This window comes from Bradyrhizobium sp. Kon69 (assembly GCF_055807515.1).
The window spans coordinates 117,052-142,063 of record NZ_JBVVOS010000001.1; the positions used below are offsets into that span (position 1 = coordinate 117,052).

Annotated in this window: 26 protein-coding genes; 16 read left to right on the forward strand and 10 right to left on the reverse strand. The window is 64.6% G+C overall.

Features of this window, described 5'->3' with window-relative positions:
• Position 1: 1 nt before the first annotated feature.
• Complete coding sequence (locus tag AC0L3U_RS00615) at positions 2-1,852, reverse strand: extracellular solute-binding protein (RefSeq protein WP_473360505.1); 1,851 nt, start codon at positions 1,850-1,852, stop codon at positions 2-4.
• A gap of 259 nt (positions 1,853-2,111) precedes the next feature.
• Between AC0L3U_RS00615 and AC0L3U_RS00620 the strand changes: the two genes are divergently transcribed.
• On the forward strand, positions 2,112-2,921 hold the full coding sequence (locus AC0L3U_RS00620; protein WP_473360308.1) for an invasion associated locus B family protein: 810 nt from the start codon (positions 2,112-2,114) through the stop codon (positions 2,919-2,921).
• Positions 2,922-2,998: 77 nt separating this feature from the next.
• On the opposite strand, the gene hspQ is transcribed toward AC0L3U_RS00620, so the two are convergent.
• Positions 2,999-3,331, reverse strand: coding sequence for a heat shock protein HspQ (hspQ, locus tag AC0L3U_RS00625; RefSeq protein ID WP_027518019.1), 333 nt, complete (start codon positions 3,329-3,331; stop codon positions 2,999-3,001).
• A gap of 106 nt (positions 3,332-3,437) precedes the next feature.
• Between hspQ and AC0L3U_RS00630 the strand changes: the two genes are divergently transcribed.
• Positions 3,438-4,391: an AEC family transporter gene (locus AC0L3U_RS00630; protein ID WP_354059364.1), complete on the forward strand. Its 954-nt coding sequence runs from the start codon at positions 3,438-3,440 to the stop codon at positions 4,389-4,391.
• Positions 4,392-4,398: 7 nt separating this feature from the next.
• On the opposite strand, the gene AC0L3U_RS00635 is transcribed toward AC0L3U_RS00630, so the two are convergent.
• Entirely contained in the window at positions 4,399-5,583 is a 1,185-nt protein-coding gene (locus AC0L3U_RS00635) for a UbiH/UbiF family hydroxylase (protein WP_473360309.1), read from the reverse strand.
• Between the two features lie 87 nt (positions 5,584-5,670).
• Between AC0L3U_RS00635 and pcsA the strand changes: the two genes are divergently transcribed.
• The 3 genes from pcsA to AC0L3U_RS00650 all read left to right on the forward strand — a co-directional run bounded on the left by pcsA (position 5,671) and on the right by AC0L3U_RS00650 (position 8,220).
• Complete coding sequence (pcsA, locus tag AC0L3U_RS00640) at positions 5,671-6,438, forward strand: phosphatidylcholine synthase (RefSeq protein WP_027566997.1); 768 nt, start codon at positions 5,671-5,673, stop codon at positions 6,436-6,438.
• Entirely contained in the window at positions 6,435-7,169 is a 735-nt protein-coding gene (locus AC0L3U_RS00645) for a TerC family protein (protein WP_473360310.1), read from the forward strand. The genes pcsA and AC0L3U_RS00645 overlap by 4 nt, the downstream gene beginning before the upstream one ends.
• Positions 7,170-7,245: 76 nt before the next feature.
• Positions 7,246-8,220, forward strand: coding sequence for a quinone oxidoreductase family protein (locus AC0L3U_RS00650; protein ID WP_007590887.1), 975 nt, complete (start codon positions 7,246-7,248; stop codon positions 8,218-8,220).
• Between the two features lie 94 nt (positions 8,221-8,314).
• On the opposite strand, the gene AC0L3U_RS00655 is transcribed toward AC0L3U_RS00650, so the two are convergent.
• On the reverse strand, positions 8,315-9,511 hold the full coding sequence (locus AC0L3U_RS00655; protein WP_473360311.1) for an acetylornithine transaminase: 1,197 nt from the start codon (positions 9,509-9,511) through the stop codon (positions 8,315-8,317).
• Between AC0L3U_RS00655 and AC0L3U_RS00660 the strand changes: the two genes are divergently transcribed.
• The 4 genes from AC0L3U_RS00660 (at position 9,510) to AC0L3U_RS00675 (ending at position 11,785) form a co-directional block, all read left to right on the forward strand.
• Entirely contained in the window at positions 9,510-9,848 is a 339-nt protein-coding gene (locus AC0L3U_RS00660; protein WP_473360312.1) for a hypothetical protein, read from the forward strand. The two genes, AC0L3U_RS00655 and AC0L3U_RS00660, sit on opposite strands and share 2 nt — an antisense overlap.
• An 81-nt stretch (positions 9,849-9,929) precedes the next feature.
• Positions 9,930-10,877: a hypothetical protein gene (locus AC0L3U_RS00665; protein WP_473360313.1), complete on the forward strand. Its 948-nt coding sequence runs from the start codon at positions 9,930-9,932 to the stop codon at positions 10,875-10,877.
• Between the two features lie 124 nt (positions 10,878-11,001).
• Entirely contained in the window at positions 11,002-11,433 is a 432-nt protein-coding gene (locus tag AC0L3U_RS00670; protein ID WP_473360314.1) for a MerR family transcriptional regulator, read from the forward strand.
• Positions 11,366-11,785, forward strand: a complete 420-nt coding sequence (locus AC0L3U_RS00675; RefSeq protein WP_473360315.1) for a carboxymuconolactone decarboxylase family protein — start codon at positions 11,366-11,368, stop codon at positions 11,783-11,785. Before AC0L3U_RS00670 ends, AC0L3U_RS00675 begins: the two co-directional genes overlap by 68 nt.
• An 84-nt stretch (positions 11,786-11,869) precedes the next feature.
• Here AC0L3U_RS00675 and rimO read toward each other — a convergent pair whose 3' ends face one another.
• A complete protein-coding gene (rimO, locus tag AC0L3U_RS00680; RefSeq protein WP_473360316.1) occupies positions 11,870-13,195 on the reverse strand; it encodes a 30S ribosomal protein S12 methylthiotransferase RimO in 1,326 nt (441 codons plus the stop codon).
• Between the two features lie 111 nt (positions 13,196-13,306).
• Here rimO and AC0L3U_RS00685 point away from each other — a divergent pair, with 111 nt between their 5' ends.
• The 5 genes from AC0L3U_RS00685 (at position 13,307) to AC0L3U_RS00705 (ending at position 19,127) form a co-directional block, all read left to right on the forward strand.
• The gene (locus AC0L3U_RS00685; RefSeq protein ID WP_007610503.1) at positions 13,307-13,897 is read left to right on the forward strand and encodes an ANTAR domain-containing response regulator; all 591 of its coding nucleotides are present in this window, start codon (positions 13,307-13,309) and stop codon (positions 13,895-13,897) included.
• On the forward strand, positions 13,894-15,057 hold the full coding sequence (locus AC0L3U_RS00690; protein WP_473360317.1) for a CmpA/NrtA family ABC transporter substrate-binding protein: 1,164 nt from the start codon (positions 13,894-13,896) through the stop codon (positions 15,055-15,057). The genes AC0L3U_RS00685 and AC0L3U_RS00690 overlap by 4 nt, the downstream gene beginning before the upstream one ends.
• A gap of 331 nt (positions 15,058-15,388) precedes the next feature.
• The gene (locus AC0L3U_RS00695) at positions 15,389-17,170 is read left to right on the forward strand and encodes a NirA family protein (RefSeq protein ID WP_473360318.1); all 1,782 of its coding nucleotides are present in this window, start codon (positions 15,389-15,391) and stop codon (positions 17,168-17,170) included.
• Complete coding sequence (locus AC0L3U_RS00700) at positions 17,167-18,774, forward strand: sulfite reductase subunit alpha (protein ID WP_473360319.1); 1,608 nt, start codon at positions 17,167-17,169, stop codon at positions 18,772-18,774. The genes AC0L3U_RS00695 and AC0L3U_RS00700 overlap by 4 nt, the downstream gene beginning before the upstream one ends.
• 200 nt (positions 18,775-18,974) lie before the next feature.
• Complete coding sequence (locus tag AC0L3U_RS00705) at positions 18,975-19,127, forward strand: hypothetical protein (RefSeq protein WP_007590908.1); 153 nt, start codon at positions 18,975-18,977, stop codon at positions 19,125-19,127.
• Positions 19,128-19,253: 126 nt separating this feature from the next.
• Here the strand turns inward: AC0L3U_RS00705 and AC0L3U_RS00710 are convergent, their stop codons facing one another.
• The 3 genes from AC0L3U_RS00710 to pxpB are packed head-to-tail and all read right to left on the reverse strand — an operon-like array spanning position 19,254 to position 21,822.
• Complete coding sequence (locus tag AC0L3U_RS00710) at positions 19,254-20,024, reverse strand: LamB/YcsF family protein (protein WP_106944814.1); 771 nt, start codon at positions 20,022-20,024, stop codon at positions 19,254-19,256.
• A gap of 32 nt (positions 20,025-20,056) precedes the next feature.
• Entirely contained in the window at positions 20,057-21,094 is a 1,038-nt protein-coding gene (locus AC0L3U_RS00715; protein ID WP_473360320.1) for a 5-oxoprolinase subunit C family protein, read from the reverse strand.
• Positions 21,091-21,822 carry a 5-oxoprolinase subunit PxpB gene (pxpB, locus tag AC0L3U_RS00720; protein WP_473360321.1) on the reverse strand — a complete coding sequence of 244 codons (732 nt, stop codon included), beginning with the start codon at positions 21,820-21,822 and terminating at the stop codon, positions 21,091-21,093. The genes AC0L3U_RS00715 and pxpB overlap by 4 nt, the downstream gene beginning before the upstream one ends.
• A gap of 247 nt (positions 21,823-22,069) precedes the next feature.
• Here pxpB and AC0L3U_RS00725 point away from each other — a divergent pair, with 247 nt between their 5' ends.
• Together AC0L3U_RS00725 and AC0L3U_RS00730 are read left to right on the forward strand one after the other, a co-directional pair.
• Entirely contained in the window at positions 22,070-22,768 is a 699-nt protein-coding gene (locus AC0L3U_RS00725; protein ID WP_007590912.1) for a ribonuclease activity regulator RraA, read from the forward strand.
• 25 nt (positions 22,769-22,793) lie between these two features.
• Positions 22,794-23,198 carry a (R)-mandelonitrile lyase gene (locus tag AC0L3U_RS00730; RefSeq protein WP_456764298.1) on the forward strand — a complete coding sequence of 135 codons (405 nt, stop codon included), beginning with the start codon at positions 22,794-22,796 and terminating at the stop codon, positions 23,196-23,198.
• A gap of 62 nt (positions 23,199-23,260) precedes the next feature.
• On the opposite strand, the gene AC0L3U_RS00735 is transcribed toward AC0L3U_RS00730, so the two are convergent.
• A complete protein-coding gene (locus AC0L3U_RS00735) occupies positions 23,261-23,617 on the reverse strand; it encodes a hypothetical protein (protein WP_473348709.1) in 357 nt (118 codons plus the stop codon).
• Between the two features lie 149 nt (positions 23,618-23,766).
• Positions 23,767-25,005 (reverse strand): hypothetical protein, encoded by a 1,239-nt coding sequence (locus tag AC0L3U_RS00740; protein ID WP_456764300.1) that lies wholly within the window; start codon positions 25,003-25,005, stop codon positions 23,767-23,769.
• Positions 25,006-25,012 lie beyond the last annotated feature (7 nt).

Sequence of the window (25,012 nt, forward strand, 5' to 3'; positions counted from 1 at the left end):
GTCACTTTGCTTGATGAGCTTTCGGCGGCCCCTTCGACCACCAGGTCTCCGGCAAATAGCCGGACAGCGAGGTGGCCTCTGGCCGTTCTATCCGATTCCAGCGCGCGATCCATTGCTCGGATACGTTAAACAGGGGGATTGTGTAGAAACCGGAGATCAAAGCGCGATCGAGCGCCCGTACCGCCGACACGAAATCCGTATGTTCACGGGCTTCCAGCAGTGCGGCGATCATCGCATCGACCGCGGGATCCCGGGCCCCCATGTAATTGCGGGTGCCCGGATTGTCTGCGGCAGCGCTCCCCCAGTAGAAATATTGCTCGTTGCCGGGTGACAGCGACTGGTCCCAGCGGTTCTGGATCATGTCGAATTCGTAGGCGAGCCGGCGCTGGTCGAACTGCACGGGATCGACCGATCGCACGCTCGGCTCGATGCCGGCGCGCCTGAGGTCGCGCTGGAACGCAAGCGCGACGCGTTCCTGGTCGCGGGTCGTGACCAGGATCTCGAAGGTGAAGGGCTGCTTGGTCGCGCGGTTGCGCAGCACGGTGCCGTCGAGATCGTAGCCGGCCTCCGACAACAGCTTCAGGGCTGCGCGGAGCGTCGTCCGGTCGCGGCCCGAACCGTCGGTCACCGGCAGGCGGTAGCTGCCGTCCAGGATGTCAGGCGGGATCTGCGCGGCGAACGGCTTGAGCAGCTCGCGCTCGCGCGCATCGGCGGGATGGCCATACGCTGACAGGTCCGAGCCGGCAAAGTAGCCGGCGACGCGCGAATAGAGGTTGAAGAAGTAGTTGCGGTTGACCAGCTCGAAATCGAACAGCAGCGTCAAGGCCTGGCGCACGCGGATGTCGGCGAAGATGGAGCGCCGCGTGTTGAACACCAGAAATTCGGAAGGTTGCGGCACGCCCGGCTTGAAGGTGTCGCGGATCACGTCGCCATTCTTCGCCGCGGGAAAGTCGTAGCCGTCGTGCCAGCGCAGCGGCTCGTGCTCGATGCGGAAATCATAGAGGCCGCGCTTGAAAGCTTCGAATTGGCCGTTGGCCTCGCGAAAATAGTCGAGCCTGATCTCGTCGAAATTGTAGAGCCCGCGATTGATGGGGAGTTCGCGGCCCCAATAGTCGGGATTGCGGGTCAGCGTCACGCTGGCACCGGGCCTCACGGCGGTGACGCGATAGGGGCCGGAGCCGACCGGGCCCGTCAGCGTCGTCTCCTCGAAAGCCGCGACGTCGACCGCGTGTTTCGGCAGGATCGGCATCAGGCCGAGGATCAGCGGCAGTTCGCGGTCATTGGCTCCCGCAAGGTCGAAGCGGACGGTGAGGGGGTCCGGCGCCTCGGCCCTTGCGACCTTGCCGTAATATTGCCGGTGGTTGGGACGGCCATGGTCGCGCAGCAACTGCCAGGAGAACAGCACGTCCTCGGCGCGGACCGGCTTGCCGTCGGAGAAGCGGGCGCGGGGATCGATGTGGAACGTGACAAAGCTGCGCTCGTCATCGGTCTCGACCGATCTGGCGAGCAGGCCGTAGAGCGTGAACGGCTCGTCATTGCCGCGCGCGAGCAGGCTCTCGACCACGTAGTTCCGGACCGGCTGCACGGCCAGTCCCTTGACGATGAAGGGATTGAGGCTGTCGAAGGTGCCGAGAACGCCCCAGGTCAGCCGGCCGCCTTTCGGGGCTTCAGGGTTGACGTAAGGCATGTGGGTGAAATCGGCAGGCATCGCCGGCTTGCCGTGCATGGCGATCGCGTAGGCTTCCGCGGCCCTTGCGCCGCTTGCCGGGAGCCCCAAGGCGAAAGCCAGGATGCAGAGGCTGACGCAAAGACCCTCAGGGCGGCCCTCGAGAAGGCGCTGGAACATGAACATCTGCACACGTTGATTCGAGGACTGCGGGCCTGAATCCTATCACAGGGATTTTCCCGGGGGCGCACGCCGGCGCGCGGCCAAAGACGCTTGTCGGCATTGATCTTTTCGTCGGCCACGTTAAGAAGGCACGCAATCGCGCACGAGCGCCGAGCCGTCACTTATCCGCCTCATTTGACGGGGAGAGAGCCGCGCCCAACGCGGCCAGGTTCGGTGCGTCGAAGCGGTTCGGGCACTTCCCGTTTAGAAAGGGTTTTCCGCAATGAATTTCCGTAACTTGGCCGCGTCCGTCCGGCCGCGCGGGCGACTTCTCGCCTTGTTGACGGCGATGGCGTTGGCCGTCCCGTTTGCCGCCGAGGCTCAGGCTCCCGCGCCAGCTCCGGGCGCGCCCGCGCCCAAGGCGGCACCGAAGGCGGCTCCGAAGGCTGCCCCCAAGGCGCCGGCGCCGGCCGCTCAGGCACCCGCCCAGCCGGCACCCGCCCAAGGCGCTCCGGCTCAGCAGGGCGCGGCTCAGCCCGCGGATCAGCAGATTCAGCTGATCTATGCCCCCTGGACCAAGTTCTGCCTCAAGGGCCAGGACGCCAATGCCAAGCAGGTCTGCTTCACCGGCAAGGACGGCCGTATCGAGTCGGGCCAGCCGGTCATCGCGGCCGTCATCATCGAGCCGGAAGGCGAGCCGAAGAAGATCCTGCGCGTGACGCTGCCGCTCGGCATGCAGCTGGTGCACGGCACCCGCATCATCGTGGACAACAATGCGCCGTTGCAGAGCCCGTACGTGATCTGCTTCCAGAACGGCTGCATGTCCGACTACGAGGCCACGCCCGAGTTCATCAACAGCATGAAGAAGGGCCAGAACCTTGTTGTTCAGGCGATCAATGCCAACGGTGCGCCGCTGACGCTGCCGCTGCCGCTCGCCGGCGAATTCCAGAAGGCCTATGACGGTCCGCCGACCGATCCGAAGGTGTTCGAGGAAACCCAGAGGAAGCTGCAGGAAGAGCTCCAGAAGAAGGCTGAAGAGCTGCAGAAGAAGCAGCAGCAAGCGCCTGGCGCCCCTCCGGCTGGTCAGAAGTAATCGGGATCCAATCCCGGACATGAAAAAGGCGCTCGGTTCGAGCGCCTTTTTTGCTGGCCAGTTGATCGCTGCGAAACTCAGTTCAGCGACGGATTGCGCGGGCGGTAGCCGCCGGTCTTGTCCTTGACGAAGATCTCGGCGACCTGGGAATGCCGGACCGGTTCGCCGGAATCGTCCGGCACCAAATTCTGTTCGGAGACGTAGGCGACGTATTCCGACTCCGCGTTCTCCGCGAGCAGGTGATAGAACGGCTGGTCCTTGTGGGGCCGCACCTCCTCGGGGATCGACAGCCACCACTCCTCGGTGTTGTTGAATTCCGGATCGATGTCGAAGATCACGCCCCGGAACGAGAAGATCCGGTGGCGCACGACCTGTCCGATCTGGAATTTGGCGGTCCGCGCTTTAATCATTCCCCGTCGATAGACCAGGATTGTGGCCGATGCTAGTGCCCTGATCTGGAATTAACCCGCGGGTGCGGGGCAGATAGCCCCCAAATCTTCAGAAAACACTTCATCAATGGTCGATATCCTCAATCTGGCTCTACCTTATTTCGGCTTGATCTTCGTTGGATTTGCCTGCGGCAAGGTCAAATCCCTGCCGGAATCGGGCCTCGCCTGGATGAACTTCTTCCTGCTCTACGTGTCGCTCCCCGCGCTGCTGTTTGCGATCATGTCGAAGACGCCGTTCTCCGAATTGAACAACCCGCCATTCCTGGTCGCGACCACGCTGTCGACGGTTGCGGCGTTCACACTCGCGCTGGTCGTCGGCAAGGTTTTGGGCGGCCTGACATTGCGCGAGGCGACGCTCGCCGGGCTCTCCGGCGGCTACGGCAATATCGGCTACATGGGACCGGGGCTGGCGCTCGCCGTGCTCGGGACCAAGGCCTCGGCGCCGACTGCGCTGATCTTCTGCTGCGACAGCATTTTCCTGTTCACCATCGTGCCGCTGCTGATTGAGCTCTCGGACCGCGATCATCCCTCGATCGTGCATGCCTTCGGCGTCGTGCTGAAGCAGATCGTGCTCAACCCGCTGATCATGTCGGCCTGTTTCGGCGCGGCCTTCGCATCGCTGCATATAGAGATGCCCGTCGCGCTTGATCGCACCATCACATTCCTCCAAAACGCAGCCGCCCCGACTGCACTGTTCGTGCTCGGCGTCACCGTCGCACTCCGCCCCTTCGATCGGGTCCCGTGGGAAGTGCCGGGCGTGATCGCGGTCAAGCTCCTGATTCACCCGCTGGCAGCGTTCGGCCTGATGCTGGCGTTCGGCCCGTTCGCGCAGCCCTGGGCGGCGACCGCCGTGCTGATGGCGTCGCTGCCGCCGGCGCTGAACGTGTTCGTCATCGCCCGGCAGAACGACGCCTGGATCGAGTCCGCGTCCGTCGCGGTGCTGCTCGGGACGTTTGCGTCCGTGGTCACCCTGACCAGCGTGATGTGGGCGATCCAGACCGGCCGGCTGGCGTTTCCTTGAGCGGTAGTTACTTCCGCCAGGTAGGCGTCAGGCCTTCGCGCATCGCAAAACGCCGGAGCGGGCCGATGGCGCCGAGCAAGTGCATGCCGACCGCGCGGACCGGCTGCAGCGGTAGGAAATCGTTGAGCAGCGAGCGGTTGGCGATGTCGATCGCAAAGGTTCGGCTCAGGATGTCGGGACGCCGGGCCCGGTCGTAACGCTTGAGCACGTCTGCTGCGCCGGGATCCTGACCGGCCGCGAGCGCCTCGCCTGCAAGCCTCGCAATGTCGGCGGCATCGCGGAGGCCGAGATTGAGACCCTGGGCGCCGATCGGGGGAACCACATGGGCGGCTTCGCCGACCAGCGCGATGCGATCGCGGCCAAAGGATTTGGGACGTTCGATCGCCAGGGGGAACAGATGGCGGCCCGGCTCGACCGTCATGCGTCCGAGGATCGAATGCGACTGCTTCTCGATCGCGGCGGACAATTCCTCGTCGCTCAATCCGCGAAGCCGTTCGGCCTCCGCAGGCGCCGAGACCCAGACGACGCTGGAGCGATGGCCGGGCAGGGGCACGAACACGCAAGGACCATGCGGCGTGTGGAACTCGGTCGAGACGTTGCGATGGGGCCGCGCGTGGCCGACGTTGAAAGTCAGCGCCGTCTGGGTCAGCTCGCGCCGCGTCACCGCGATGCCGGAGGCTTCGCGGCAAAGCGAATGCCGGCCGTCGGCCCCGACCACGAGGCGGGCCGAAACAAATTGCGCAGCGGCGGTGCGGATCGCGACGTCATCGGCTTCGATGACGACAGTTTCGGCCTCGTCGTCGAAACGGACGAGACCGGGCAGCTCGGCCGCGCGCGCTTCCAGCGCCAGCATCAGCGAGCGGTTGTCGATGTTGTAACCGAAGGCATCGCGGCCGATTTCATGGCAGGAGAACCGGACCTCAGGCGCGCGGAAGAGCCGGCCGGTGTCGTCGACGAGCCGCATGATTTCGAGCGCGGCCGCCTTGTCCTTGCAGCGGGGCCAGACATCGAGGCTCTCCAGCAGATCGACGGAGGCACCGAGCAGCGCCGTGGTGCGATTGTCGGCATAGGGCACGCGACGCGCCACCAGCGCGGTCCGTGCGCCCGCCTGCGCCAGTGCGATGGCCGCGCTAAGTCCCGCCGGTCCGCCGCCGATCACGGCCGCGTCAAAGAGTGTCGATGCATCTGTCATGGAACGACATTGGACACGCCCCGCGGCAAATTCAAGCCCAGTCATATTGCCCTGATTTTATGACGAATTGTGCGACCAGGCGCCGCAATGGCTTATGTGCAAACCGGTGTCATTCTGATAGCAGAAGCCATGGACAGCCAAGAGGATTCCCTGAAGCCCAGGCCCGCGATCCGCGCCGCTGCCTTCTCGGTGCACATCTTCACCGCGTTCGGTGCGGCAATCGCGCTGCTGGCGATGCTTGAGGCCGTGCGCGAGCACTGGGCGGCGATGTTTCAATGGCTGGGCGTCGCCCTCATCATCGACGCGATCGACGGGCCGATCGCGCGCCGGCTCAACGTCAAGGACGTGCAGCCGAACTGGTCGGGCGACGTGCTCGATCTCGTGGTCGATTTCGTCACCTACGTCTTCGTGCCGGCCTATGCGATCGTGGCCAGCGGCTTGCTGCTGCCGGTCGCAGCACCCTTGCTCGGCGTCGCCATCATCGTCACCAGCGCATTATATTTCGCCGATCTGCGCATGAAGGCGGACGACAATCATTTCCGCGGTTTTCCGGCGCTGTGGAATGCGGCGGCATTCTATCTGTTCCTGCTGCACTGGCCGCCGCTGCTCTCGACGCTGCTGGTCGCAAGCCTGGTGGTGCTGACCTTCGTGCCGTTCCATGTGCTGCATCCGGTGCGCGTCGTGCGGCTGCGCTGGCTGACGATGTCGCTGATCGCGATCTGGGCTCTGCTCTCCTTCTACACGCTGCAGATGGACTTCCGCGTCGGCACCGGCGTGACTGTCGTGCTCTGCGCGATCGCGCTCTGGATCAGCTTCAGCGACGCATTGATACGGCTGACGAGATCCTTCGCATGATGCACCTGTTGACCAGCCCAGAAGCCTGGGCCGCGCTCCTCACTTTGACCGCGCTCGAGATCGTGCTCGGCATCGACAACGTCATCTTCCTGTCGGTGATCGTCTCGCGCATTCCCGAGAAGCAGGCGCACCGCGCCCGCCAGATCGGGCTCGCGCTGGCGCTGATCTTCCGCATCATCCTGCTCAGCCTGCTGGTCTGGCTGATTGGCCTGACCGCGCCGGTGTTTTCGTTTTCGGGCTATGGCTTCTCCTGGCGCGACCTCATCCTGATCGGCGGCGGCCTGTTCCTGATCGCGAAGGCGACGCACGAGATCCATGGTGAAGTCGAAGCCGATGACGGCGAGGGCGAGGAGGAGCCCCCTCGGAACGCTTTCTTCTGGGTCATCGTGCAGATCGTGATCATCGACATGGTGTTCTCGCTGGACTCGATCATCACGGCGATCGGCATGGCGCAGGACCTCGAGATCATGATCGCGGCCGTCGTGATCGCCTGCCTGATCATGTACATTTCGTCCGGGCCGGTGTCGCGATTCGTCGCGGAGCATCCGACCACGAAAATGCTGGCGCTGGCCTTCCTGGTGCTGATCGGCGTCGCGCTGGTCGCGGACGGATTCCAATTCCACATCCCGCGCGGCTACATCTATTTCGCGATTGCGTTCTCGGCGGCGGTCGAGTTCTTCAATGTGCTGGCCAAGCGCAACCGCAGGAACACCCGCAAGCCGTCGGTCTAGGCGTTCCAGCCGGCGTCGAGTTGACAAGGCGGGCGCGATGTCTTTCGCTGGCCCCGCGAGAAGAGGAGGTCAGGTGATGACCAAAGCCGTCCGTGTGCACAAGGTCGGAGGCCCCGAAGCCCTGGTCTATGAGAGCGTCGACGTTCCGGCGCCCGGGCCCGGCGAGGTGCGCATCCGACAGCATGCCGTCGGCCTGAACTTCATCGACGTCTATTACCGCACCGGCCTCTACAAGGCGCCGGGGCTGCCCTTCATCGCCGGCAACGAGGCCTCGGGCGAGGTCCTCGCAGTCGGGCCAGGCGTGACGAATTTCCATCCGGGCGACCGCGTCGCCTACTACCACAATCTCGGCGCCTATACCGGGGAGCGCAACATCCCCTGGGAGCGGCTGGTCAAGCTGCCCGACCACATCACCCACGAGCAGGGCGCCGTGCTGATGCTGAAGGGGCTGACGGTCTGGTATCTCCTGCACAAGACCTTCAAGGTCGAGCCGCATCATCGCGTGCTGATCCATGCCGCGGCCGGCGGCATCGGCCTGCTCGCCTGCCAATGGGCGAGGGCCATGGGCGCCCACGTCATCGGCACCGTCGGCTCGCGCGAGAAGGCTGCGCTTGCCGAGGCCAATGGCTGCGACCATGTCATCCTCTACAACGAGGAAGATTTCGTTGCGCGCGTCAAACAGATCAGCCGCAACGAGGGCTGCGATGTCGTCTATGACGGCGTCGGCAAGGCGACGTTCCCGGGCTCGCTGTCCTGCCTGAAGCCGCGCGGGATGTTCGTCTCCTTCGGCAATGCCTCGGGCCCGGTGCCGCCGTTCTCGATCGCCGAGCTCAACACTCACGGCTCGCTGTTTGCGACCCGGCCCAAGCTCAACGACTATATCGGCACGCGCAAGGAGTTGCTGGAAGGCGCCGACACGCTGTTCGCCGCCGTCATCAACGGCAAGCTGCACGTGCCGATCAACCATGCCTACGCGCTCAAGGACGCCGCCAAGGCGCATATCGATCTCGAAAGCCGCAAGACCACGGGCGCGTCGATCCTGAAGCCGTAACTCACCGTCATTGCGAGCGAAGCGAAGCAATCCAGAATCTTTCCGTTGAGGCAGTCTGGATTGCTTCATCGCTGCGCTTCTCGCAATGACGAGCTTACGCCACGCGCCGTGCCGCGCCGGCCCTGGTCAAAATCCCGTCGAGACAATCGATCATCTCGGCGATCTCGGCCCGCGTGACGTTCAGCGCCGGCATGAAGCGCAGCGTGTCGACCTGCGGCGCGTTGAGGAGCACGCCGGCCTCGAACGCCTGCGCGACGATGCCGGGTGCGATCGGCAGCTTGAGGTCGAGCGCGAGCAGGAGCCCGCGGCCTCGCACTTCGCCAAGCCCATGCCGCGCCGAGACCTTCTGCAGCTCGCTTTCGAGCAGCAGCCCGGTTTCGGTCGCCGTCTTCAGGAAGTCCGGCTTGTTGACTTCGTCGAGCACCGCAAGCCCCACCGCGCACATGATCGGGTTGCCGTTGAACGTGCCGCCCTGGTCGCCGTGCTCGAAGCAGGCCGCGCGTTCGGTCGCAAGCAGCGCTGCGAGCGGCACGCCGCCGCCGATGCCCTTGCCGAGCGTCATGATGTCGGGCGCGATGCCGGTGTGCTCGTAGTGGAAGAGCTTGCCGGTCCGGCCCATCCCGGTCTGGATCTCGTCGAAGATCAGGAGGAGGCCATGGGCATCGGTGAGGGCGCGCAATTCCTGCAAGAACTGATCGGTCGCCGGCCATACGCCTGATTCCCCCTGGATCGGCTCGAGCATCACAGCGACGGTGTTGTCGTTGATCAGCTTTTCGACCGACGCGATGTCGTTGAGCTTCGCCTTCTTGAAGCCGGCGACCTTCGGCTCGAACAGCGGCTCAAAGGCCTTCTTGCCCGAGGCCGACATCGTCGCCAGCGTGCGGCCGTGAAAGCCGCCTTCGAAGCTGATGATCTCGAACGCGCCGCCTCTATGGATGCCGCCATATTTGCGCGCGAGCTTGATCGCGCCCTCATTGGCTTCCGCACCCGAGTTGGCAAAGAACACCTGGTCGAACGCGCTGTTTGCGACAAGTGCCTGCGCGAGCTTTAGGCTCGGCTCGTTGTAGAAGGCCGGGCTCGGCGTCAGCAGCCGCTTGGCCTGCGCGGCAAGCGCGTCGGCGATCACGGGCGGGGAGTGGCCGAGGCAGTTGACGGCCCAGCCCTGCACGAAATCGAGATAGCGCTTGCGGCTGTCGTCCCAGAGGTAGGAGCCGGCGCCGCGGACAAACACGGCCTTGGGCCGGGCGGTGATGTCCATCAGCACGTCATACGGATGGGTGGCGTTGGTCATGTCGAACTCCTCTTGGGGCAGGAAGATCTGGGAAGCGGGGGAAAAGGGCGCGCGAAAAGCAAAAAGGCCGCACCTTGCGGGTGCGGCCTTTTCGAAAACTTACGCTGAATTCAGTAGTTCAGCGGCGTCGTCGGACATGGCGCACCCTCTCATCGTCGCGGAAGCGACGGCGGAGCATTTCGGTGCGCTGATGCGTCCGAGCGTTGATCATGGGGCGCGGCAATACATGCGAATGGCGGGGCTTGTCAAGCGGGCCTTTAAAGACCACTCGCCGAGCGTGCATGGGCAGGTGAAAGGTGCGTGCCTGGAAACCATCACGTCTCTAGCGCGTTTGTGATCACAGGACGCGAATTGGCTCGAACCGAACGCATCACGGTTCGGACCAAGAGGGGCGGGACCAACCAGATAGTTTTAAGCCTTGTCCAACACGCCTTATCCGATCGACCTCGACAGCATTCGCGGCGCGTTTCCGCCGGGTGTCGAGGCGCCGTCGCTGTTGCTGGACTTCGCCGGCTGGCTGAAGGGGCGCCCCTGGGGCAGCGTCGGCTGTTTCTCACTGCAGGGCCAGTTCTCCGATCAGGCGCCGATTGTCGACGGCGGTCCGTTGCGCGACAGGTTTTCGCTGTTCATGCGGCTGCCGGATGGCTCGGCTGTTGGCGGCTGGTATGGCGCGGGTCTCGACCGCGACAATCCGCCGATCGTGGGGCTTGGTTCCGAGGGTGATTACGAGCTGCTGGCGCCGAGCCTCGATGGCCTGCTCGCAAAACTGACGTCGCAACAATTCGACAAGGCTTGGAGCGATCTGAAGCCGCACGACGAGGTCGAATGCCAGACGGTCGAGCTCGCGCAGTGGCTCACCGGACGGCTGAGCGGAGAGATGGCGGCGGGCGATGACGATCCGTCGGAGCTGCCCGACTTTCGCGGCTTCATGGAAAAATGGAGCCGGGATCGCGAAGACTACTGGGCCAATCATCGCTTGATGGCCGAACTCGGCTGGCGCCTCGCCGCGCATCTGCCGAAGGGCAAGAAGCCCTGGGACAAGACGAGCTTCGAGATCGCGATCGTCGGCAGGCAATACCAGGCGCGCGTCCTGTCGCGCGGACCGCAACCGTTCGCGGAAGCCGCCGCGATCGAATCCCTGCTGCGCGATCTGCGCGAGGAGATGCGGAAGGCGCAGCCCGAGCTCGGGCTGTGGTACGCGATGAAATTCGGCCTCTATGCCGACGGCCGCGTCATGCCCAACTTCGAATACGATGTGCGCCCGAGCATCGACGGCGAGCCTGCGAAGCTGTCGGAGGCGCAAGCTGATCTTGCCCGCGCGCCGCGGCCGGAGCGCTGGGTGCCGAAATGGCTGGCGGGATCCTGAAGCTCGGAGTGCCGCGACGCTGCCGCCCAGCCGGCGCGTCGAAATCTTTGCACCTTCGATCCCCTTGACTTAGAGCGCGCTCGAAGGGGTATCTGTATGTGCGTCAGTACGAGAACGGGCACACATGAAGATCGGTGACCTCGCAAAACGAACCGGCCTGTCGACGCACACGCTGCGCTACTACGAGCGCATCGGGCTGCTTCCATACGCCGACCGGGATCGCTCCGGCCAGCGCGACTTTGACGCATCGATCCTCACATGGATCGCATTCCTTGGTCGGCTCAAGACCACGGGAATGCCGATCCGGGACATGTTGCGTTACGCGGCGCTTCGTGACGAAGGCGACGCTACCGGCGCAAGCCGGCGGCAGATCCTGGAAGTCCACCGGGAACAGGTGCGCACGCAGATTGCCGAACTCCAGGAAAGCCTGCTCGTCCTTGATACCAAGATCGCCGGCTATGCCAGCGATGAACAGAGGACGAAGGAAAATGACGCACGCCTCAACACAAGACGAAAGCCGCTTCGATCGCGGCCAGCGGGCCCTGTCACGCATTGACGGCAGAGCTGGTGAAGCGGTCGTCGCTTCACTCGCCGACATCGCTCCGGATTTCGCACGATACGTGATCGAGTTTCCGTTCGGCGACATTTACTGCCGCCCGGACCTCGGCCTTCGCGATCGAGAGATCGCCACGATCGCCGCGCTGACGGCGCTCGGAAATGCCGCACCTCAGCTCAAGGTGCATCTCGAGGCGGGCCTGAACGTCGGACTGTCTCGCGACGAGATCGTGGAGATCATCATGCAGATGGCCGTCTATGCGGGCTTCCCGGCGGCGCTGAACGGGCTGTTCGCAGCCAAGGGAGTGTTCGCCGCACGCGACGAACAGCAGGCGTCGGGAGAAGCGACATGACCTCCTAGTCCCGCGCCCAGCCTCATGCCGGCTGGTGGAATGCCTGAGGCGCGCCGGTCTTGCCGGCGTGCCGCGGCCGGAATCTCAGAATCCCGCGACGCTGCCGTGCAGGTCGTACTGGTCCGCGCGTTCGATCTTGGCGGTGACGATCTCGCCGACACGAAGCGGGCGGCGGCTCGACAGGTAGACGGCGCCGTCGATCTCCGGCGCATCGGCCTTGGAGCGGCCTTTCGAGACGGTCGGGCCGACCTCGTCGATGATGATCTGCTGGCGCGTGCCGACCTTGCGCTTCAGCCTGCGTGCGGAAATCTTCTGCTGGCGAGCCATCAGCGCGTTATAGCGCTCCTGCTTGATCTCTTCCGGCACGGGATTCTCGATCGCGTTCGCGGTCGCGCCGGCAACGGGCTCGTATTTGAAGCAGCCGAGCCGATCGATCTCTGCTTCGTCCAGCCAGTCGAGCAGATAGGCGAAGTCGGCATCGGTCTCGCCGGGGAAGCCGACGATGAAGGTCGAGCGCAAGGCGAGATCGGGACATTGCTCGCGCCAGCGCTTGATGCGCGCCAGCGTCTTGTCCTGCGCCGCCGGACGCTTCATCGCCTTCAGCACATCGGGGCTCGCATGCTGGAACGGGATGTCGAGATAGGGCAGCACCTTGCCCTCGTTCATCAGCGCGATGACCTCGTCGACATGCGGGTAGGGGTAGACGTATTGCAGCCGCACCCAGGCGCCGAGTTCGCCGAGCTCGCGCGCGAGGTCGATGAATTTGGCGCGGACCTGGCGATCCTTCCACGGGCTCTCGGCGTATTTGAGATCGACGCCGTAGGCCGAGGTGTCCTGCGAGATCACCAGCAGTTCCTTGACGCCGGCGTCGACCAGGCGCTCGGCCTCGCGCAGCACGTCGTTGGCAGGTCGCGAGACCAGGTCGCCGCGCAGCTTCGGAATGATGCAGAAAGTGCAGCGGTTGTTGCAGCCCTCTGAGATCTTCAAATAGGCGTAGTGCCGCGGCGTCAGCTTGATGCCCTGCGGCGGCACCAAATCGAGATGCGGATTGTGGGCGGGCGGCAGCGCGCGATGCACGGCGTCCAGCACGCTCTCATATTGCTGCGGGCCGGTGATCGAGAGCACGCCGGGATAGGCCTGCTCGATCTGCTCGGGTTCCGCGCCCATGCAGCCGGTCACGATCACCTTGCCGTTCTCGGCCATGGCCTCGCCGATCGCCGAGAGCGATTCCTGCTTGGCGCTGTCGAGGAAGCCGCAGGTGTTGACGATGACGATGTCGGCCCCGTCATGCTTGCGGGCAAGCTCGTAGCCCTCGGCGCGCAGGCGCGTGATGATGCGCTCGGAATCCACCAAAGCCTTGGGGCACCCGAGCGACACGAAGCTGACCTTCGGCGCGGCCGTCTGATCCATATCCAAATCTGCCTGATTGACAGGGTTGAGCTAGTCCCAATTGCCCATAATTACAACCCTTTGCATGGCTCGCGGGCATGCTATGGATGAATCACTGGTGGTGAGTGAACAATGAGCGCCGAACAGTCGCCCAAAATCGTGATCGTCGACGAAAGCCCGATCCGGGCTGCGATCCTCGAGGAAGGGTTGCGGGAGGCCGGATTCACGCAGATCGTCCATATCAGCGAGATGCAAAGCCTGCTCGCCCGTATTTATGCGGTCGACCCTGATATCATCCTGATCGATCTGGAAAACCCCAGCCGCGACGTGCTGGAAGCGATGTTCCAGGTCAGCCGCGCCGTGAAGCGGCCGATCGCGATGTTCGTCGACCAGAGCGATTCATCCTCGATCCAGGCCTCGGTCGAGGCGGGGGTCTCCGCCTATATCGTCGACGGGCTGAGGAAGGAGCGCATCAAGCCGATCCTCGACCTCTGCGTGTCGCGCTTCAATGCCTTCGCAAAACTCCAGGAGGAACTGGAGCGCACCAAGTCGCAGCTCGAGGATCGCAAGGTCATCGAGAAGGCCAAGGGCATCCTGATGAAGGTGAAGGGCCTGACCGAGGACGAGGCCTATGTGCTGCTGCGCTCCACCGCGATGCGCGAGAAGAAGAAAATCGGCGAGATCGCCCAGTCGATCATCACCGCGTCGGAGATGTTGAAATGACCGCTCACCTCCGCATCGGATTCATTCCGCTGGTCGACGCCGCAGCGCTGATCGTTGCCGTCGACAAGGGATTTGCCGCGGCCGAAGGGCTCGAGGTCGAACTGGTCCGCGAGGTCTCCTGGTCCAACGTCCGCGACAAGCTCAATATCGGCTTGTTCGACGCCGCGCATCTGCTCGCGCCCGTCGCGATTGCGTCCTCGCTCGGTCTCGGCCACGTCAAGGTGCCGATCGCGGCGCCCTTCAATCTCGGTATCAACGGCAATGCGATCACGGTCTCGCCTGCGCTTCATGCCGCGCTGATGGAGGAGATCGACGGCGACCGCTTCGATCCGCTCGCCACGGCAAAAGCGTTGGCGCGTGTGGTTGCCAAGCGGCGCAAGGCGGGGGCCGACCCGTTGACCTTCGGCATGACCTTCCCGTTCTCGACCCACAATTACCAATTGCGGTTCTGGATGGCGGCGGCCGGCGTCGATCCCGACGAGGACGTGCGGCTGGTGGTGCTGCCGCCGCCCTATATGGTCGACAGTCTCGCCAATGGTCATGTCGATGCGTTTTGCGTCGGCGCGCCCTGGAATTCGATCGCAGTCGATCTCGGGATCGGCCACATCCTGCATTTCGTCTCCGACATCCTGGCCCATGCGGCGGAGAAGGTATTGGCGCTCCGCCAGGTCTGGGCCGACAAGAATCCGGACGTGGTCGCCAGCCTGGTGCGCGCGGCGGTGAAAGCCGCCGAGTTCATCGAGCATCCGGAAAACCGGACCGAAGCGGCGCAGATCCTGGCGCAGACCGAGCGGATCGGCGTCGATGCCGAAGTCATTCAGCGCACCCTCACGGGACGCCTCAAGATTTCGCCGGACGGCACCTTTCGCGAGAGCGGCAGCTACCTTCTGGTGGGACGCGAGGAAGCAGGGCGCCCCGATCCGGTCCAGGCCGCCTGGCTGTATGCGCAGATGGTGCGCTGGGGGCAGACGACGCTGACGCCCGACGGCGTCAAGACGGCCATGGCCGTGTTCAGGCCCGATCTCTACGACGGCGCCCTCGGCCGGCGGCCGCCCGCCCAGGCCCCCGCGGCATTCGGCGCATTCGCCGGGCCGGCTTTTGATCCCGCCAATATTCGGGGGCATCTCGAAGCCTTCGAGGTTGGCCGCTGGAGGGTGTGATTCGGGTCTGCATCGTTTTTGAGCGCTGGAGATCCGAGTCTAAATTTTAGGCCGACTGCCCGAATTTCATAAGAGTTCCAGATCCCAGAGTTCCCCAAGGCGCTCTTAATTACCTGATATTGCAAACATTTTCATTCGGTCGAAGCTGGCACGCAACTTGAATGTTGCAGTGCGGCCAGCCTGTCACAGATGCCTGCTGCGCCAGTCCCCAGCAACGAAGCTGATCGGACCGTTGGGCGCACAGCCGGCTCTTGAGCCCGCCGAGCTCCTCGCGGGTCGTGCACTTTCCGTCGATACCACCCAGGTGGCCGCAGGAGCTTCGTTACCGACCATGAAAATCGACACCGTCTCAGTCGACTTTACCGACGACCAGAAACGCTATCTCGAAGGCTTCACGACCGGTCTGCAGATCAGTCGCGTCGGTCGCGGTCTCGGCGGCGGCGCCGGCAAGGCGAACGCCGAGCCGACCGGTCCCGACGCCGTGCACATCAAGGCGCAGGACAAGGTCATCGCCGCGGGCAAGAAGCTCGCCGACCAGGAGAAGGTCAAGCGCGACGAGCATCCCTTCGATGCCTATCCGCGTCTCCGCCAGCAGGCGCTCGACAATACGCCGCCGAGCCCGGCGGACAATTTCCGCTGGCGCTATTACGGCATCTTCTACGTCGCGCCGACGCAGGACTCCTACATGTGCCGTCTGCGCATTCCGAACGGCATCATGAAGCACTGGCAGCTGGCCGGCCTCGCCGATCTCGCCGATGAAACGTGCGGCCCTTACAGCCACGTCACGACGCGCGCCAATCTTCAGCTTCGCGAGATCCCGCCGAAGAACGCCGTCAAGCTGATCGAGGGCATTCAGGATCTCGGCCTGTGCTCGCGCGGCTCGGGCGCGGACAACATCCGCAACGTGACGGGAACGCCGACGGCAGGCATCGATCCCCAGGAGCTGATCGACACGCGGCCTTATGCGCGCGAGTGGCACTACCACATCCTGAACGATCGCTCGTTGTATGGCTTGCCGCGCAAGTTCAACGTCGCCTTCGACGGTGCCGGCAGGATCGCCGTGCTCGAAGAGACCAACGACATCGCTTTCACGGCGGTCGAGGTGAAGGACGGTTTCGGCGTCGAGCCCGGGATCTGGTTCCGCCTCGGCCTCGGCGGCATCACCGGTCACAAGGATTTTGCGAAGTATTCCGGCATCGTCGTCAAGGCTGAAGACGCTACCGCCGTTGCCGACGCCATCGTGCGCGTCTTCATCGAGCACGGCGACCGCACCAACCGCAATAAGGCGCGGTTGAAATACGTGCTCGATGCGATGGGCCATGACGGTTTCCTCAAGCTGGTCGAAGAGCGGCTGAAGACGCCATTCACGCGCGTGCCGGAAGAAGCGTTTGCGCCACGACCGGCCGCGGACCGCATGGCGCATATCGGCGTGCACAGGCAGAAGCAGGACGGCTTGAACTGGATCGGCGTGTCGCTGACGCTCGGCAAGATCAGCAGCGATCAGATGCGGGGCCTCGCCAAGGTGGCGCGGGACCTCGGTGACGGCGAGATCCGTCTGACCGTCTGGCAGAACCTGCTGATATCAGGGGTGCGCGAGGAGAATGTCGAACTTGCCATCGCGGCGATCAAGCAGATCGGGCTTGCGGTCGAGGCGTCGCATATCCGCGCCGGCCTGATCGCCTGCACCGGCAATGCCGGCTGCCGCTTTGCCGCCTCCAACACCAAGCGCCACGCTGCCGAGATCGGCGATTGGTGCGAGCCGCGCGTCGAGATGGACAAGCCGGTCAACATCCATGTCACCGGCTGCCACCATTCCTGTGCCCAGCACTACATCAGCGACATCGGCCTGATCGGGGCTCGCGTGCCTGTCAACGAGGAGGACACGGTGGAGGGCTATCATCTCTTCACCGGCGGCGGGTTCGGTCCTGACGCCGATGTCGGCCAGGAGGTCTATCACGACCTCAAGGCCGAGGACGCGCCGAAAACGGTCGAAGGGCTGCTCAAGGCCTATATCGCCCATCGCTCGTCTCCCGACGAAACTTTCCTGTCTTTTGCGCGCCGCCACGACGGCGAAACGCTGCGCAAGCTTGCCGATGCCGAGGTGTCTTCATGAACCAGATCAGCCCTCCGCCGAAACTCGACATCATTCCCACGAGCGCACCGTTCTCCGACGCGCAACGCTCCTGGCTGAACGGCTTCTTTGCCGGGCTGCTGTCGCCTGAGGCGGCCACGCCGCTGTCGGCCGAGCAGGGCGCCGCCGTCATGCAGGCCGGTGATGGTGACGACGGTGAAGCGCCTTGGCACGACCAGACCATGCCGATCGCCGATCGGATGAAGCTTGCCGAAGGCCGTCCCGTGCGGCGCAAGATGATGGCGGCGATGGCGCAGCAGGATTGCGGCCAGTGCGGCTACAATTGCCACGACTATTCGGAGGCGATCGCGAGCCGCAGTGAAGCGCGGCTCAACCTCTGCGTCCCCGGCGGCAAGGAAACCGCGCGGATGCTGAAGTCGCTGCACGAAGAGCTGGACAAGGCACCTGCGGCCAAGCCGGCTGACAAGCAAGACACAGTGGCGGCCCCCGCCGTAACCGTGACGATCGCAGAGCCCGGCCGCTCCCGCGACAACCCTGTTGCGGCGACCTTCCTGTCGCGCCGTCTTCTCAACAAGGGAAAGTCCGAGAAGGAAACCTATCACGTCGAGTTCGATCTCTCCGAGAGCAAGCTCGACTACGTCGTCGGTGACAGTTTTGGCGTGTTCGCGCGCAACGAGCTCGGCCTCGTCGACCAGGTGATCGCGTTGCTCGGTGCCTCCCACACCACCAAGGTCAACGGCAAGACGCTGCGCGAGGTGCTGATCGACGACGTCTCGCTGTCGCCGGCGCCCGACACGCTGTTCGAACTGCTCTCCTTCATCACCGGCGGCGCGCAGCGCGAGAGGGCACGGGCACTGGCGCAGGGCGAGGATCCCGATGGCGACGCCGCCACGCTCGACGTCATGGCGGCGCTGCAGAAGTTCTCGGGCACGCGGCCGCATCCCGAAGCCTTCGTGGAGGCGCTGGAGCCGCTGCAGCCGCGGCTCTATTCGATCTCGTCCTCGCATAATGCGACGCCTGGAAAGTTGTCGCTGACGGTCGATTCCGTGCGTTACGTGATCGGCAAGCGTAAGCGCATCGGCGTTGCCTCGACCTTCCTCGGTGAGCGCATCGCCGAGGGCGAGAAGCTCAAGGTCTATGTGCAGAAGGCGCACAATTTCGGCCTGCCGCAGGATCCGAAGACGCCGATCATCATGATCGGCCCCGGCACCGGCATTGCGCCGTTCCGTGCCTTCCTGTTCGACCGCAAGGCGACCGGTGCGCCCGGCAAGAACTGGCTGTTCTTCGGCCATCAGCGCAGCGATTGCGACTTCTTCTACCAGGAGGAGCTCAACGCGATGAAGACCTCGGGCCTGCTCACGCGCATGTCGCTGGCCTGGTCGCGCGACGGCGAGAAGAAGTTCTATGTGCAGGATCGCATGCGCGAGGTCGGCCGCGAGCTGTGGACGTGGCTCGCCGAGGGGGCGCATCTCTACATCTGCGGCGATGCCAAGCGCATGGCCAAGGACGTCGAGCGCGCACTGGTCGATATCGTCGCCCAATTCGGGGCGCGCTCGACCGACGAAGCCGTCAGCTTCGTCGCCGAGCTCAAGAAGACCGGCCGGTTCCAGGCTGACGTCTACTAGCTGTCATCCTATCGTCATCCGAGCCGGTTCCAACTGGCTCGGATTTGAACGAATAAGATTCTCGGAACCCGCGGGCGGAGAGAATTTGCTCCTGCGGTGCGGGGGTTTGAGAGAACCCGCATCGCTATTTCCGCGGGACTCTTGTCGGCCACCCCGGTTGATCCCTCATAATCCCGCAAATGGGGCGTTGGAGATCGACCATGCGCGAACTATCGGCGGAAGCCAGGCTGCACTTCTACGCGCGCTCGCTCTCGCGGCGGACCGGTGCGAGCGTGCATCATGCCGCGATGTACAGCGCCTTCGCCGTCATCGCCGCCATCGTGTTCGGCACGCTCTCAGTGCACCCGTTCTAACGAGTCTTCGCAGCTCTCGTAGGGTGGGCAAAGGCGCGCTTGCGCCCTGCCCACCGTCTCTCAGCAAGCAGGATGGATTTTGGTGGGCGCGCTTCGCTTTGCCCATTCTACGGCACCGAGCGAGCCTCACGCCCCGCGCTTGAACGGCGCGACCTCGATCCCTGCATCCTTTAACGCCTGCCGCAGGCCGCGCGCGATGTCGACGGCGCCCGGCGTATCGCCGTGGATGCAGACCGTGTCGGTTCGCATCTTGATGACCTTGCCCGTGACCGAGACCACCGCGCCGTCCTGCACCATGCGCACCACGCGGTCGGCGATCGCCTTGGCGTCATGCAGCACTGCACCGGGCTTCTTGCGCGAGACGAGATTGCCATCGTCCTCATAGGCGCGGTCGGCGAACACCTCGTGCACCATGGGCAGATTGGCGGCTTCGCCAGCCTTCACCAGCTTCGAATTGGCGAGCACGACGAAAATCAAGCCGGGGTCGACCGCCTTGATGCCGGCCGCGATCGCCTTCGCCGTCATGTCGTCCTCGCAGGCGACGTTGGAGAGCGCGCCATGCGCCTTCACATGCGTCACCTTGTGGCCGGCGGCGGTCGCGATCGCCTGCAGGGCGCCGATCTGGTAGGCGACGAGGTTCTCGATCTCGGAGGCTTTCAGGCCGGCAATCGGATGGCGGCCAAATCCGTGCAGGTCGCGATAGCCGGGATGCGCGCCGACCGAGACGCCGCGCGCCTTCGCCAGCTCGACCGTCCGGCGCATGATGTCGGGGTCGCCGGCATGGAAGCCGCAGGCGACGTTGACCGAGCTCGCCAGCTCGATCATGGCGGCATCGTTGCCCATCTCCCACGCGCCAAAACCTTCGCCGAGATCGCAATTGAGATCGATCGTCTTCATGGGGTGCTCTCCGTCTCTGATCGTCTTGTCGTTTACGGCTCGGCCGCGACCTGCCAGGTCCCGGCGTCGACGGCACTGACAGCATAGCCCGCGACATTGGCATCGCTGAGCGCTTCGACGTTGAGCGCGACGGTGTCGGCGGAGCGCAGGCGATCGGGCAGGTTGCGGATCAGCTGGGCAAATTTCCTCGCCTCGTCCTGCGCCTCGGCCATGCTGACCGCCTTGAAGCGGAACGCCGTTCCCGCCGAGGTCTGCGCGAGACGGCCGACGTCGGCCGTGATCACGGTTGCGATCTTCGGGTAGCCGCCGGAGGTGCCGCGATCCATCATCAGCGCGATCGGCGCGCCGTTGCCGGGCACCTGGATGCTGCCGTTGACCGTGCCGTCGGAGACGATGTTGTGGCCATGGAGATGCTTGATCGCGGGCCCCTCGAGCCGGTAGCCCATGCGATCGGAGGTCGCCGAGATCTTCCACTCGCTGTCGAGGAACAGCGCCTTGTTGGCGTCGTCGAACTCGTCGTCCTGCGGGCCCAGCAGAACCCGGATCGGGCCGCTCGACGGCTTCGGCAGTTCGATGCGCAGCTCCGGTGCACCGCTTGCGGCATCGACGCTGAATTCGTCGCCGGCCTGCAGCGGGCGCGGGTAGGGGCTGCCGAGCCCGGCACGGGCGTTGACCGCGAGACTGCCGAACACCGGCTCGCCCTTGATCCCGCCTTCGATCGCCAGATAAGTGAACGCACCGCCGCGGGCAAAGCCCAGCGTCAGCGTCTCGCCGTCTTTCAGCGTCACCGACGTGTCCATAGTCACCGGACTTCCCGCAACGTCCGCATTGCGCGGCGCGCCTGACATCGCGACGCGCACGGCACCGTCGCGCGCGGTGAACGAGGCGCCGAACGGGCCGACCTCGACAACGGCTGCGAATGGTTCGTTGCCGACGAGCGTGTTCGCCGCCGCGAGCGACAGGCGGTCCATCGCTCCGCTGACCGTCAGGCCATAGCGTTGCGCGCCATGGCGTCCGCCGTCCTGGACCGAGCTTGCGGGCCCGATGCTGGCGATCACGAGCCGGCTCATGCGACCACCTGCTCGACAATGATCTCGCCGGCCTCGGCGGCGCGGTCCTGTTCCTCGAACGTCTTGTGGTCGATGGCGAAAAACGTCACGCGATCGCCGGGTTCGGTGAGAAAGGTCGGATTGCGGTGGAGCTGATAGGTCCGCACCGGCGTGCGGCCGAGCAGGTGCCAGCCGCTCGGCGCTGCCAGGCACTGGATTCCGGCCTGGATGCCGCCGATCGAGATCGTGCCGGCAGGCGTCAGCAGCCGCGGATTCTGCCGCCGCGACATCTGCAGGGATTTGTCGAGCCCGCTGAGATAGGACCACCCCGGCGTGAAGCCGATCATGGCAACCTTGTAATCGCCGGCGACGTGGCGCGCGACGATGTCGTCGGGTGTGGTGTTCAGAGCCTTCGCGACGTCCTCGAGGTCAATGCCGTGCTCGCCGCCATAGGCGACGGGAATACGCCAGCGGCGCGCCTTAGTGGCTGGCGGCAGCGGCTGGCTGGCGAGCGCGAGCAGCTTTTCGCCAAGTGTGTCGAAGCCGATCTTGCCGGGGTCGTAATGCACCAGCAGCGAGCGATAGGTCGGCACGGACTCGGTGATGCCGTCGATCGGGCTTGCTGCGAGCGCCTTGTCGAGCGCCAGCACGCGCTGGTTGGCGTCGTCGTCGATGGTACGGCTGAACTCGACCGTGACGGCGCTGTCGCCACTGGGCAGAAGGCGGGGCGGGGGAAGCGTCGCGGACATGGGCTGTCGAAATCGGGCTTCTGGAGATACGCGGGCTCGGCCTTGAACTCCGCTCATCCCTGCTTCGCGTAAATGCGCCCGCAAGTCCAATAAATTAATGCAGGGGGAGGCGATAAAGCCTTGTTATCGCGACGCATAACTGCGCTGCGGCCCTGCATGATTGGTAGCCTCTTGGGCCTTGACGCAAGGCCCGCACCCCGCAAGATGCGCGCGTTCTTTCCCGCCCATCCGGAGCTCGTCTGTTTCCATGTCGCTGTCCCCCGAAGCCCGCAAGACCCTCGCCGGCATCACCACTGCCACCATCACCACGGTCCTGCTGAAGAAGGGCCTGCGCAACATCTGGATGCGCGGCGCGCGTCCGCTGCGCCCGGGTCTGCCGCGCCTGGTGGGACCGGCCTTCACCTTGCGCTTCGTGCCGGCCCGCGAGGATCTGGCGACGCCGGAATCCTGGTCGTCGCCGATCTCGACCCGCACCGCGATCGAGGCTATGCCGGAGGGCTGCATCGCCGTGGTCGATGCCATGGGCATCACCGACGCCGGCATCTTCGGCGACATCCTGTGCGCGCGCATGATGAAGCGCGGCGTCACCGCACTCGTCACCGACGGTGTCGTGCGTGACGTCGAGGGCGTGCTCGGCACCAATCTGCCGGTCTGGTGCGACGGCTATGCCGCGCCGCCGTCGGTTGCCGGCCTGACCTTCGTCGGGTGGGGCGAGCCGATCGGTTGCGGCGGCGTTGCGGTGTTCCCGAACGACATCGTGGTCGCCGACCAGGACGGCTGCGTGCTGATCCCGCAGGCGATGCTCGAGCACGTGCTCAATGAGGGCGTCGAGCAGGAGCGGATGGAAGCCTGGATCGTCAACGAGGTGAACAATGGCGCAGTACTCCCGGGCCTCTATCCCATGAACGCCGAGACCAAGGCGCGCTACGCCGCAAGCAAGAAGTAATCGGGAAAGAAGCGAGGAAAATCCAATGGACATCACTGTTGCAGGGACGAGGCCGACACGCCGTGCGCCCGGGGAACACTTCACCGGCACCGTCTGGCAGGACCCCGTCATCATGGCGCCCGCGCCGGCGCGGCTGAACTGCTCGCGCGTCTCGTTCGAGCCGGGCGCGCGCACCAACTGGCATCATCATCCGCTCGGGCAGACGCTCTACGTGATTTCGGGGGTTGGGCGCGTCCAGACCAAGGGCGGCCCTGTCATCGAAATCCGTCCCGGCGACACCGTCTGGATTCCTCCGGGCGAGCTGCACTGGCACGGCGGGTCGCCAACCAACGGCATGACTCACATTGCCATGCAGGAAGCGCTCGACGGCGTGTTCTCGACCTGGTTGGAGCCGGTGACCGACGCGGAATACGGCGCGGCGGTCGGCTAGTTTGCGTGACCCGGCTTTGCGCAGCGACGCTTTGCGTCGCTGCTCGTCCGGGACAAGAGCGCTTACATCCGCTCCGCCGTCCACGTGCCCGTGCACATGCTGCCGCGCCAGGTGCCGGAGCCCGAAGTGCCGCTGAGCCGGCCGAAGCCGACAGCGCGCTTGATGCCGGTGCTCAAGGTGACGTTGATGCTGCCCGCGTCCGCGACGCGGCCTGACGCCGTCACCATGGCGCTGCTCGAGGCGATCTGACCGTTGTTGATGCCGATCGCGACGGTCGAGCCGTTACCACAGGTCTCGCTCGACGACGAGATACGGACATTCCATGCGCCGTCAAAGGTGGAGGTGGCCGCGCCTGCCTGCGTCAGCGGGAAGGCGATGGCGACAATGGTGACGAAGAGACCCTTGCGAAATCCGTTCATGACACGCCCCTTGGGTTGATCCGGGGGCACCATGACAGACGCGGCGGGCGGACGATGTGAGGGGCGTCACGCACCTCACCGGAGCAGTGTTCCGGGGTGTCGGAATGGGTTTGCTCGGCTTCAAGCCCGGACGGGCCTGCCAGAAACGGTCATTTTGACGTCGAAGTGCGATCGAGCACGCGCGCCAGCGCAACGGCGGAGTTGGCATCGACCCGCGCCACCTTGGCGATCGTTTTCCTCAATTCGGACGCCTCGGATGCGAAAAGTCTGTCCGGATCGTCCGGGGCTCCGGTGACGCCGGAGAGGAGGCTGAGCTGCATCCCTCCCAGAACCTGCGCCACGGCCGGCGTTGCGCTTTTGCCGAGGGCTCCGTTCAAGAGAGGTCCCCGTGAGCCGCGGTGGGCGTTTTTCGGCGTCATTCGTTCGACGAGCTTGTCGAAGCTCGTCTGGTAGGCGCCGATGGCGATGAGGCGATCGTTTTCAGCCAGTTCCGGCGACGTGATGACCTCGGAGCGCAGCGCCAGCATCTGCTCCTCCGCACGGTCGAAATCTCGCGTCATGACGACGCGTGCGACGTCTTGCCAGCGCCGATGGAAGCCCAGCTGCGTCAGCGGATTGATCGTGTCCGGTCCGTCGGCGAAAAGAGTGCCCGTAAACTCGACGGCGAGCAGACAGTAGTTCAATCCGGCGACACGCTTGCCGTCCGACAACAGCTGGTCGTCGGTGACGACCAATCGCTTTGCCGCGGCCTCGTCGAGTTCGGGGCCTGCGACCAGGAGATAGCCGCTGCGGCCGAGCGCGTTTCCGTCCGCATAGGACAACAGTGGCGTGACGATGTTGAGTCCGAACAAGCCAGCGACGCGGTCGTAGACTTTTTCTGCGACACGCACGCCCTCCGACACGCCGGGCACCAGCCCGGTCTGCGTCGTCAGGTCGGCTGCAAGTTGCAGGATTTGCTGGGCGACGTCATGGTAGGGCAGGCGGAACAGGCCCACGAACAGGGACAGATTGTCTTCCTTCATGGGCGCGCGCCTGACGGCGTAGATATTCCTGAACTCGATATAGCCCGGAGCAGCCGCCCCCGCGGACTTGAGTTGCGCGGCGATCTCGTCATTGCTCAAGATCGTCGGCCTGCGCTGCCGGCCGTCGCCGAAGCTGAACTCCGTCAGGACGACGCCAAGCGGCAGGAACGAACTGAAGAATTTGCCGCCTTCGCTCAGCCCCATCTCGACCATGCGGAGTCCGAAGTAGCTTGCTTCGGGAACGAAGGCTGCTCCCGTCGAAATCGCGTTGTCGCCAGAAGCGGGCACATAGCCGACATAGGGACGCTTCAATTCGCGGCTCGCCCAATGTTCGACAGTGTTCTTGAATGTGGTCCAGACAGTCATGACAGGA